General features: G+C 64.4%; 7 protein-coding genes. 6 read left to right on the plus strand and 1 reads right to left on the minus strand.

Translation table 11 applies throughout. The annotated features are described in order from the left end of the window. The 6 genes from ACYX34_RS08930 to ACYX34_RS08955 all read left to right on the plus strand — a co-directional run bounded on the left by ACYX34_RS08930 (position 1) and on the right by ACYX34_RS08955 (position 10,533). Positions 1-2,700 carry a hypothetical protein gene (locus tag ACYX34_RS08930; protein WP_462076208.1) on the plus strand — a complete coding sequence of 900 codons (2,700 nt, stop codon included), beginning with the start codon at positions 1-3 and terminating at the stop codon, positions 2,698-2,700. Further along, entirely contained in the window at positions 2,700-7,094 is a 4,395-nt protein-coding gene (locus tag ACYX34_RS08935; protein WP_462076209.1) for a hypothetical protein, read from the plus strand. The genes ACYX34_RS08930 and ACYX34_RS08935 overlap by 1 nt, the downstream gene beginning before the upstream one ends. Further along, on the plus strand, positions 7,091-8,719 hold the full coding sequence (locus ACYX34_RS08940; RefSeq protein ID WP_462076210.1) for a hypothetical protein: 1,629 nt from the start codon (positions 7,091-7,093) through the stop codon (positions 8,717-8,719). The genes ACYX34_RS08935 and ACYX34_RS08940 overlap by 4 nt, the downstream gene beginning before the upstream one ends. Positions 8,720-8,750: 31 nt before the next feature. After that, complete coding sequence (locus tag ACYX34_RS08945; protein ID WP_462076211.1) at positions 8,751-8,981, plus strand: hypothetical protein; 231 nt, start codon at positions 8,751-8,753, stop codon at positions 8,979-8,981. A 73-nt stretch (positions 8,982-9,054) separates the two neighbouring features. Next, on the plus strand, positions 9,055-10,188 hold the full coding sequence (locus tag ACYX34_RS08950) for a DUF3616 domain-containing protein (protein ID WP_462076212.1): 1,134 nt from the start codon (positions 9,055-9,057) through the stop codon (positions 10,186-10,188). A 144-nt stretch (positions 10,189-10,332) separates the two neighbouring features. Next, positions 10,333-10,533, plus strand: a complete 201-nt coding sequence (locus tag ACYX34_RS08955; RefSeq protein WP_462076278.1) for an IS1096 element passenger TnpR family protein — start codon at positions 10,333-10,335, stop codon at positions 10,531-10,533. Positions 10,534-10,573: 40 nt separating this feature from the next. On the opposite strand, the gene ACYX34_RS08960 is transcribed toward ACYX34_RS08955, so the two are convergent. Continuing rightward, positions 10,574-11,476 (minus strand): DUF72 domain-containing protein, encoded by a 903-nt coding sequence (locus ACYX34_RS08960; protein ID WP_462076213.1) that lies wholly within the window; start codon positions 11,474-11,476, stop codon positions 10,574-10,576. Positions 11,477-11,491 lie beyond the last annotated feature (15 nt).

Below are 11,491 nucleotides of genomic sequence, written 5' to 3' on the forward strand. Positions count from 1 at the left end.
ATGAGCAACCGATTCCTACGTCATCTGCGGCTCGGCGCCGGCACGCTGATTGGACAGCGTGAGGGGGAAGCTGTGGCCGTCGCGCGACCGTCGATGCCGGTTGCGGCGAATCTCGACCACGTGAGCTGGGTCGATCCCGTGGCGATGTCGGTAGCAACCCCAAGAACGCTGCCCGGGCCTGCGTTGTCTCTCTACGGACCCGGCGACGTCGTCGCGATCGACCGACGCCAGATTCTGCGCATGACGCCGGCACCCGAGGCGCTCGACGCCGATCCCGATCTGCTGTGCTCGATCGAGTTCCGTCACGCTGGCTTGCCGTGGCTGATGACGCCCTTCGCCCCCTCGGCGACGACCGACACGCTTCGACCATGGATCGCCCTGGTCGTGGTGCCCGTCGAAAAAAGCACGCTCACGCCAGCGACGCCACTGCCTCGTCTCGCGGTGGGCGATGTTGGCCAACTACCCAAGCTCCCCGAGGCTCATGCATGGGCCCATGTGCAGGTCTCTGGTGTCGCAGCAACCGATGACGTCGGCGCACTGATTGCGAGAGAGCCGACACGGGCCCTTTCGCGCCTACTCTGCCCACGACGCCTGGAGCCGCGCACGCGTTACCGCGCCTGTGTCGTGCCGACCTTCGAAGCAGGCCGTTGCGCCGGGCTCGGTCTCGATATCGATGCGAAGAGTGCGCTCGCGGACGCTTGGGGATCCAGCGGATCGGTCGAGCTGCCGGCCTATCATCATTGGGAATTCACGACCGGCGAGGGAGCCGACTTCGAGGCGCTGGTGCGTAAGCTGCAGCGGAGATCGGGCCTCACTGGCATCGGAACACGGCCGATCGATGCGACCGCCCCTGGTGGCGGCGTCATGCCCTCGACGACAAAGGTGTTGCTGGAGTTGGATGGTGCGCTCCGGCCGACGAAGCCGCCCGCACGCCCGCCGGTGCCGCGGACGCTTGAGCAGCAGATCACGGGCCGCCTCGACCAGGTTGATCGTGTCGGCCCACCGTGCTACGGTCGTTGGCACGCGGGCGCCAAGCCTGCCGCGCCTGGCCTAGCCTGGCTCGACGAGCTCAATCGCGATCCCGTGCGCCGCGTCGCCGCCGCGCTCGGCACGCGTGTCGTCCAACGCCAGCAAGAAGAGCTGATGGCGGCGTGCTGGGAGCAGGTTGGCGAGATCCTCCGCGCTAATCAAATCCTTCGCCAGGGTGAGCTTGCAGTGCTTGCCTCGGCGCGCCTCTACGCGAGGTGTGTCATGCCGCTGATGGCTGACGGCTCGGCCTTTGCCTTCGCAAGTCCCGCCGCGGCACGAGTGCGCATCAACCGGGCATTCACGCTGCGCGGGCTTGCGCGGAACTCCTGCCTGCCTCTGGAAGCGCTGACGGGTGCGTTCCGCAAGGCGATGCGCGCGACCGGGCCAGTCGGTCGCCGGCTGACTCGTGCGAACGACGTGTCGCCTCATATTGGAAAGGTTTTGAGCGCTCTCATGCAGGGCACGGCGCACGCCTTGCCGCGCCCACTGCCGCAAGGTACGCGGTTGCCCACCGCGTGGACGCAGGGTGTTACCCCAGACCAAGACCTGATGCCGGCCTTGCCGCCGGAGCTACGTGCGCGCGTCAAGGCCGCCGCTGCCGTTGCAGCGAAGCTCGCACGTCGAGCCCCACAGCCGGACTGCAATCCCCTCGATCCGATCACACTCGCGGCTCATCTCGCGACGTCGCTCGATCCACGTCGCACGATTCCCAAACGCGTGCGCGGCCAGCTCACCATCCCCACTGGCGTTTGGGAGCCAGTCGATCGCATCGATCCGGTGATCGCGGCCCCTCGCATCGACACGCCCATGGTGCGACCGCTGATGGAGTTCGGCACGCAATGGCTGATGCCGGGCGTCGACGGCGTGCCGAAGGAGAGTGTGGTCGCTGTCTCTGCCAACCGTACGTTTATCGAGGCCTACATGGTCGGACTCAATCACGAGATGACGCGAGAGCTGCTGTGGCGCGGTTTCCCGACCGACCAGCGCGGCACGGTCTTCGCGCGGTTCTGGGACACGACCGCGACCGCCATCCCCATGAACGCGCCCGCGCGCGACATCACGCCGATCCACACGTGGGGTTCCGCCAGCGCACTTGGTGCGCACCCCGACGGTGGGGCCGCGACCCAACTCGTGGTGCTCATCCGTGGGGAAATCATCCGTCGCTTTCCCAAGGCCACGATGTTTCTGCAGAAAGCGCTTGCGAGTGGGGGTGTACGCACGCCCGACGCGCTCATTGGCGGTCCGTCGAGCGAGTTCCCGGTCTTCCGCGGCGAGCTCGGCGACGACCTCGTCTACCTAGGCTTTCGCGTCACGCCCGACGATGCCAGGGGCAATACGGCAGCCGCGCCCAACGGCTACTTCCTGGTAATCCAGGAGCAACCGCGCGAGTTGAGTTTTGGCTTTTCGACCTCCGGGGGCAACGCAAAAGCCGAAGATGCCACGCGCTGGCAGAGCTGGAACGATATCGTCTGGGAATCACTGCAGTCGACATCGACCGGTCACATCGATCTGGCGGCGCTGGAGGCTGATGGCTTCGGCGGGAACGCGCAGGCGCGGCCGTCTGGCTTCACGTTCGAGCCTCGCTGGTTCGCATCGAGTGACGTGCTCGCCGCGATCGCATTGCGCCGGCCCTTTCGGCTGTCGATCCATGTCAGCGAGGTAATGGTCTGATGCCCATTGATCCTCTCACCGCAATCGCCACGGCGCGTGCTGCCCTGCAGGCGGCGGAGGACGGGCTCTCGAACGCGACGGCGCTGGGTGGCGGTCTCAGCGCCGCGCATAGGGCCGTGGACGTCGCTCGCGCTGCGCTCGATGAGGCGCGGCGCCTAGTCTTCGACGCCGATCCGGGCTTCGGCCTTGTCGATGCGGAGTACCCGCTCCTCCTGCTGCCCGTGCGCCTAGAAACGCGCTACGCATCGAACCCTCGTCGGCTATTGGTCCGCATCTACCCCGATGATATCCATGCCGACAGCCATGAGCCCCTGCTGACCCGCGAGGAGCGTGAGCTCCAGAAGAACTACCTGTTGGCGATCGAAACCGGAGGCGGTGAAAATGTCTGGCTGCCAGCCTGGCGAGAGCTCGCGCGACGCGTCGGTCCATTACGGGCACTGTGGCTCGCGACGGGCAAGTCATCAGCATATCGGCGGCCACCGGGCTGGACGCGTGCCGCCATCGCTCGGCTGCTGCCCGATCGCTTCGTGGTGTTTGCCTGGACACATCCCGACAACGCACCGATCCGCGTGCTGGCGCCGCATCCGGTGCGCGAGCCGCTGGCGCTTGGCTCCGACCCGATGCGCAACGATGCCGATAAGAACCAGCCATTGGGCGGCGACGCGCGCTGGCTGCACGACTTCGACGCGGCGCTTGCCGCTGGCATGGCGTTGGAGATCCCGCTGCAGCCCAACGAGAACGTGACGCGGCTGGTCACGCTGGGGGTGCGCCCGAGCGTCGATCCGGCAGCACAGGCCGCGGAGTTCGCGCGGCTGATCGATGCGCATCGCTGCACGAGCGGCGTATCGCTGCTCGCGCCGGGCGAGTCCACCAACGCACTTGGCGAGCAGCGCACCGCGTATCGCGCGTGGCCGGATACCGATCAGCTCTATCGCGACGAGCTTGCCTATTTCGAGAGCGGTGGCCCACCGACGCGCCGGCGCGCATCCTGGGAGCCTGGTGATCCGACACGCCACTTCGACGGCTGGGAGTCGGCCGGCTTCCGGCTCGATAGCGCACTCGGTCTAGCGCCCGGCACGCTCGGCCGTCTTGCTGGCTCGGACGACGAATGGGCGGGCCAGGAACGCCTCCTGCGCAACCTGCTTGCCCGCGTCGTCAATGAAGGGATCGAGCACATGCTATCACCGTCCGTCTCACCTGAGGCCATCGGTGACGCGCTGCTCAAGATGCGGCGGCAGGTCAGCGCCGGCGGCCCCTTCGCGACACTGCGAATCGGCCCGCAGCCCTACGGCGTGCTGCCGGTGCGGTTGCCTGATCGCACTCTCCTTCAGCCAGCGGAGGCGGGACTGTTGGATTTGCTCGACCGGCTGCGCACCCACGTCTTCGAGCCAGCACTTAAGGAGGTGCTGCGCGTGTCGGAGCGGCCGGGCAACGACTCGATCATGCGCGACCCCGGCCGACGCCTGCTTGAGATCCTACGCTTCGACGCACACACGCGCGCGCTCGGCGTCCGCGCTGTTCTCGATCCCGCTCTGCTCTCTGCGGTGCTGCCGAGCATGAGTGCCGACGATCGCGGAGCAATAGACTTGGCGCGTCAGCAGGTCCGCGGGCTGCTCACCGCCCTCGGTGACCCCGCGCCGCAGTCAACAGGAATCGGCAACGCCGGGCTGTTCGACGATGTGGCGCCCGTTACGCTTGCGATGGTTGGCGATACGGCTGCGGTGCAGCAGCTTCACGCGCTACGGCGGCCCGAACCGACAAACGGGAATCCGACGACGCCGATCCCACTGTGGACGCGTGAACTGCTCGAGGGCATCGATGGTCCGCAACGCCCGTTCACGTTGCTCTACGAACTTGCGCGTCAGGCGGTTTTGCGCACCGCCGATCGCGCGGCACGGGAGTGGTTGACGCAGGACGCTCGCGACAACGGCCGACCCTTACCAGACTTCGAAGACCCCACGGCGTCATTCGGAACTATAGAGAAGCGACTGCGCGCCACCGCCCCTGGTCCTGGTGAGCACCGCGTCAAGATTGCCACAGAGCTCGATTATGGTCCCGACTATGTCGTTATTGGGCAGCCCAGATCAGCGGTTTGGAAGATAGACGCCGCGTATGATTACTGGAATCTGCGAGAAGATCTTCGCCTCCTCGCCAGGTTGCCGCCAGCACGGATCGAGGCGATACTCGGCGCGGTACTGGGCCTGCTCACTCATCGGCTCGACGCTTGGTACACGGGTTTTGCTAATGCACGGCTAGACGACCTACGAGCGGATGGGCCTTCGGCGGGCGGAGCCCCTAGTATCAAACAAGGCCTCACCGTCGGCGCCTTTGGTTGGCTCGATGCGTTCCCAACGGGCGGCGCGAGCACAGTCGCGGGCTACGTGCATGCGCCGAGCACGCAGCATGCACTGACGGCGGCTGTGCTGCTCTCTGCCGACAAGGCCCATCGTGCACAGGGGCACGCCAACGCCTTCGCGGTCGATCTATCCTCGGCACGGGTGCGGGGGGCGCTGGAACTACTCGAAGGGTTGCGCGCCGGGCAACCGCTGGGCGCGCTCCTCGGCTATCGCATCGAGCGCGCTCTCGCGGCAGCCGCGCCCAAGCTGATCGCGCACGTGCGCGCCGCCGCCCCGCTGGTGGCCAACAAGCGAGAAGCGAGCGGCCTGCCGGCGGAGAGCGTCGCGGCTGACAACGTCGTCGACGGCCTCGCACTGCTGAAGCTCGCGGGCTACGACGGGACGAATCAGCCCAACGCAGGTAGCATCATCCCGAAGCTCGACCCCATAGAGCAGATTGCGATTACGCCCATCCTCGCCGACGCCGTAGACCGAATCGACGCACTCGCCGATCTGCTGCTCGCCGAGGCGGTGCATCACACGCTGGCCGGCACGCCGATGCGCGCGGGGGCAGTAGGCGATCTGCTTGCGGGCGGCCCGGTCGGCGTGCCCGATGAGATCGAGGTCGCGCGTATCGGACAGCGTGGCACAGCGACGACACACAAGGTCCTGGCGCTGTTCGAGGCGGATGCGACAAGGGCATCGCACTGGATGCGCACGCCTCGCGCGGCCGCCGAGCCTGCGCTCGAGGCATGGCTCGCACGCCAGCTCCCCGATCCGTCCTCGATCGCAATCGTCGCCACGTTCCCCCTGGCCGACGGGACCACGACACCGGTCACGACGACGCTCGCGGATCTACTTGCCAAGGCGAAGGCGCCTCGCAGTCTTAGCGCGATCGATCTCGTGCTGTTAAAGACACCGGCTGTCGAGCGACGCGTCGTAGCACTCCTCGAGCCGATGCGCCCCACTGGCAGCATCGGCGCCTTGACATTGCTGCCCGACGGGAAGCGCAAGGACACGAAAGGAGACTGGTCGTTGGCAGAGGTCGCCGAGCTGGCAGCGACCCTACGCCGTCTGCTCGGCGGTGCGCGCGGCCTCGTTCCGGCGGATCTCGACGCGCTGGGGCAGGCGGCGGGCGTTACGCTCGACACGCGCGAGCTCGAGACGCGGCTGGCCACTCTTCGCGGTCACGTAGTCGCGGTACGCGACGCCCTCGCGAAGGCACGCAACGACAAGGCGCGACTCGCGGCGCTGGAAGAGGCGGAGAGTCTGGGCCTCGACGCGATTCCGAACGCTGGACCACTCGACGCTGCCGTTACTTCGGTGCGGCGCACGCTCGATCGGCGGATCGCCGAAGGCGACGACACGTCGCGGCCGCTCGTCGAGCGAATGCGCAGCCTCGGCGGGCCCGAACTGGTGGTCGTGCAACGGGTTGTCTTCAGCAACACGGCCGTGGGCGGCGCCTTCGCGGCCAGCATCGGTGCGACGCCGCCGGAGATCCGTGCCTTCGTCGCCCGCGCCGCCGGGGTGCGCGATTCGGTGGCGCGGCTCGACGCCGTGCTCGCTCAGAACGAGGCGCTGGCCGGCACCAAAATCCCTTTCCACGCCTTGGCGGTGGCGCAGCATCCCATAGCGCCTGGCGAGCGCTGGACCGCGCTGCCTGGTCCAACCGCGCCAGCGCGCACGTCCTACGTTGTCGCCAAGCCCGCTACGTTCGATCTTGTCCGTGCCAAGCATTGTGCAGGCCTATTCCTCGACGCCTGGACAGAGGTCGTGCCGCAGGCCGAGCTCGACACCGCGATCGTGTTCGATGCGCCGGCAGCCACGCAGGCCACCCCCAACGTGATGCTGTTGCTGGTGCCCGAGAAGGGGCGCGAGGCGTGGACCGAGGAGGATGTGCTCGCCCATGTGCTCGAGGCGCTGGCGCTCGCCAAGCTGCGCGCGGTCGATCCCGACCTCGTCGTGCGAGCAAGCCAACTGTTGCCAGCGCTGCTGCTGCGAGACGGCGACGGACCGAGCAGCCTCGCCGACCTCTGGACCACACCGGTGGAATTATGAGCGACCTGTTCCTCCGCATTGAGCCACGCACGCGCACGGACGACCTGACGCCAGGCCTCATAGCCGCGGTGCACGATCCCGCTTGGCTGTTGGCGCGCCAATGGGTGATGGGCGAGTTTGACGGCGAGGATGCCGGTACACCGGTCCAGGTCCGTGCAACACTACGCACCCATGAGCTCGCGGATCTCGAACTGAGGGGAGGTCAGCGCGTGCGGCTCGATCCGGCAGGGCCCCCACTCGACACAATGATCGAGCGCGAACCGGGCTTTTCGGCTAAGCGCTGGACGATGCGCCGGCGCATCGATGCCGGACGCGAGCTCGTGCACCAGCTGCGTGAGGCCGGGCTGTCGGCTTTGATCGGCGACGTAGTGCGAGAGTATCCGCTTACCGTGCCGATGGAAGAGGAAGTACGTCTCGACCCAAACGCAGTGGTACTTGCGAGCGTGGCGGTGGGGCGGTTGCCAGACGGCCAGGCCTGCTATGACGACCCCAAAGCACCCTACTTAATGCTGAGCCGTCTGCAGCTTCATGATACCGACGTGCTGTCCCTGCGACCAGTGCTCAAGACGTGGCGCCTCTGGCTCGCCTCGGTACAGGCCGAGCCGGAGAAGGACCACGACACGTGGAACCCCGCGCGCTTCGAGCATCGTGCGCGGCTGCTCGCGCCGAGCTGGTCGCACGCCCTGATCGCGGAGAGCGAGCGCGGAGGGCGCATCGGCTGGTCGAGCTTCGATGCCGTCATGGGGGCCCCCAGCGCTCCGGCGCCAGCGCCCGTTACGATCACGACGCTGCCCACGCCGGTACGCTTCCGCGGCATGCCGCTTGCGCGCTTCTTCGAGATGGAGGATGCCGGCATCGATCTCGGCGCGGTCGACGCGTCTGCGGCCGATCTCGCGCGCATGGCGCTGCTCGAATTCGCGCTTGTCTACGCCAACGACATGTTCATGGTACCGGTGCGCCTTCCGATCGGTACGGTCACCGAAGTCGAGAGGCTTGAGGTCAAAGACAACTTCGGCATGGTCATCAGCATAAACAGCGCCACTCGCCCGCCGAACGTGGGCATGCCAGGCTGGAGCTTCCTTGCGCCGCAGACTCCGTCAGGTGGGCGGTTGAAAGCGCTTGTGCTACCGCATGTCGCCGGTCATCCGCTCGTCGGGCCGGTGATCGAGGACGTACGGCTGATGCGCGACGAGATGGCCAATCTCGTGTGGGCGATCGAGCACTCGACCGAAGGCGGCGACGGCCGTGCTCAGCGGCGTGCGGAAACAGCGCCGCCGGCATCTGAGCAAGTACCCTCGACCTCGGCGGCACTCGCCTACCGCTTGATGACGGCCGCGCCGCCGCATTGGTTCCCGTTGGTGTTGGAAACCGACTTGCCACGGCAGCTACGCCTGGCGCTGCTCGATCCTTCGACCGAGACGCCCCGAGGCCGCCTGCTTCCCGCCGTAGGCGGCCTCGTGTACGAGGAAGAGGTACCTCGCGAAGGCGTGCGGCTCCTGCGCGAGCGCGTGCTGGCACGCAGCAGCAACGGGAGTACGTATCTATGGACCCGGCGTCGCCGGATGGTCGGCCGTGGGGAGGGATCAAGCGGGCTCGAGTTCGACATGGCCGAGACGAAGCCATGACATTGATTCTTTGACCGATGAATCCCCCAGCTTGTCTGACGATAAAAAAACATTGGTCTCTGCCGCGCCAGCCAAAAGCGAAACCAGTGGGACACGGGGCAATGGAGGGGTGTCGTGCGCCGGCGAGCGTCTGCGCGAAGCCGACATGCTGAGGCGTTGGATCGGTGGCACCACCGCCAGCTGGCGCCGCATCGAGCGCACGGTGGGGCGAGGTGAAGGTTCGAGTGGATTTCAGTTCGATCTCGCTACGACGCAACGCTGAACGGCGACCTGCCTTCTCCGTAAGGAGCAACACAATGGCCCCAATAAGCGCAGGCAAGTGGGAGGGTGTCATCATGAGCGGAGCGAGTGTTGTTCTCCTGGAGTTTGATCCTGAACTCAATGCCTTCGGGAAAGACAAATCGCTGAGAGATGGGCTGTCCGTTGCCCTACAGATCGGGGATACCCTCTGGGTTGCCAACGACGAAACCATCAGTCTGGAACGGCTTTCGCTCGTCGCGGGAGGGAATACTGGTCCCTACAGCTATGCCCGCCATCATAAGCAATTCTCGCTCAATGACTACCTTCGATTGCCAGTACCGCCTCGAGATGGTGCAGACGTGGAAGAGGTAGATGTGGAAGGGCTGGACTACAAAGAAGGCTACCTCTGGCTGGTGGGTTCACACAGCCTGAAGCGCAAAACGCCGAAACTGCAGGATGGAGCCAGGAAGGCCCAGGTGCAGATGGCGCAGGTGAGCGGTGACGGCAACCGATACCTCCTGGCTCGCATCCCCGTGGTGGAACGCGACGGAACGTACACCCTGACGAAAAAAGAAACGCGGAACGGAAAGGAGCGTACCGCGGCCCAACTGCATGGTAATAACCAGAGTAACGACTTGGCTAAGGCACTACGAGAGGACGAGCATCTCGGGTCGTTCATCGGGATTCCAGGCAAGGACAATGGGTTCGATATTGAAGGATTGGCGGTGGCAAGCGACCGTCTCTTTATTGGGCTACGCGGACCAGTCCTGCGTGGCTGGGCGGTGATTCTGGAAGTGGAACTCAAGGAGGATAACGACCAGCCATCCACACTGAAGTTGAAGGCCATTGGACCGAATGACCGCCGGTATCGAAAACATTTTCTCCACCTGGGTGGTCTCGGAATTCGCGACCTGTGCATACAGGGCTCTGATCTGCTGATCCTTGCAGGGCCGACCATGGATCTCGACGGCCCGGTGACCATTTTCCGGTGGCCGAAGGGTACAGATCCGAAAGGGGAGAGCGTGGTTCCGGCCATCGAGTTGGAACGCGTGCTGGATGTGCCCTATGGCCAAGGTGTAGACCATGCCGAAGGCATGACGTTGTTCTCGCCGGAGGGGGGTGCAGCCCGCTCACTCCTAGTAGTGTACGACTCTGCGTCCAAGAACCGTCAGTCGGGAAGGAGCACAGTGGCGGCAGACGTGTTCCGCTTACCTCCAACTTCCGAGTAGGGTATGAGATCAACTCGGAGTGTAGGACAAACCGGGGGCAAATCGGTAGGACGTCAGCGGAGATGTTGGTTTGGGTAGCTGAAATGCTACGGTATCTCCATGGATGAGGTCATCGTCACAATCCACGTTTAACAAATTCACATCCTGTTGCGTGAAATCAGCCCAGAGATCTGGCATCAGGTATGGGTTCTTTTTGACAGTACGATCGCTAACCTGCACGACACGCTCCTGTTCGCGATCGGCTGGAGCAATTCGCATCTTATCGGTTCATCATCCATGGGAAAGCATACGGCGTCTCCACGTCGGCGAGATCGCTCCTCGAACGACCCAGGTATGGTTAGCTGATTTTCGCCTTCAGGACAAGCCCAAATGAAAGGGTCAACGCTTACTTCTCCGCGACTTGGAGCGCATTCCGCAGGGCTTGAATCGTCAGGGGCGCATTCCCTTCGCTGCGGTTATTCACCAGGACATACGCCTGTCGCTGCTCTCCCACCGCTTTTTTCACCAGGTCCACGGTATCTCGCCGCATCTCTGGAAGCTCTTCCACAATCTTGGTATACGGCTCCGCTCGTTTCTTCGCAGCTTCATAAGACATCTTGAGCGGCGTCAGGAGGCGCAGGACCGTGAAAGGCGTCGTGAAGCAATCCTCCATCCGTTGATGCTGCTCCCGTAATGGCGGCATGTAGGACCAATGATTATAGACATGGGCGACGCCATGATGCTCTAAGACCTTGCGATAATCAGGACCTAGCAAGCCCGCATTCCTGATCTCGACCGCATAGCGAAAATCCTTGGGGAGTTGGCTGAAGAAGGTATCCAGTCGCGAGCAGAACTCCTCGCTCGACATCCCGTGGCGTTGGAACTCAAACAAGAATGGGCCGGTGTGTAGTCCAAACTTCGCTTCTCGGTAAGGTGTGAGCACGAAATCATTAAATAGCTTCGCATCAAGAAATCGAGGATTCGGTTGTCCGGCCTTCACGCCGTAGCGCGACTGTTTTGCCCATTGAGGAACCGTGATCTCCTCCCAAACCTTGAAGCACATCTCGAAATCTTCAGGAATCTGGTTCAGATAGTGCCGAAGTTGATTCGCGGTCGGCGGCCGATAGAAGGTGGAGTCATTTCCGACCGTGCGAAAGCAAGGTTCACCGTTGTGGAGATACTGACAATATTCACCCAGACATTCTCGCGCAAAGGTCGTCTTGGCGTACTTCTTGAGATAGACCTGGCCTTGCCAGCCTTCATAGGTCCAGGTGGAGGTTCCAAAGCGAATCAGGGGTGAGAGGGGCATGGAACGGGAGTGTAC

It is taken from the genome of Nitrospira sp. CMX1, assembly GCF_054902215.1.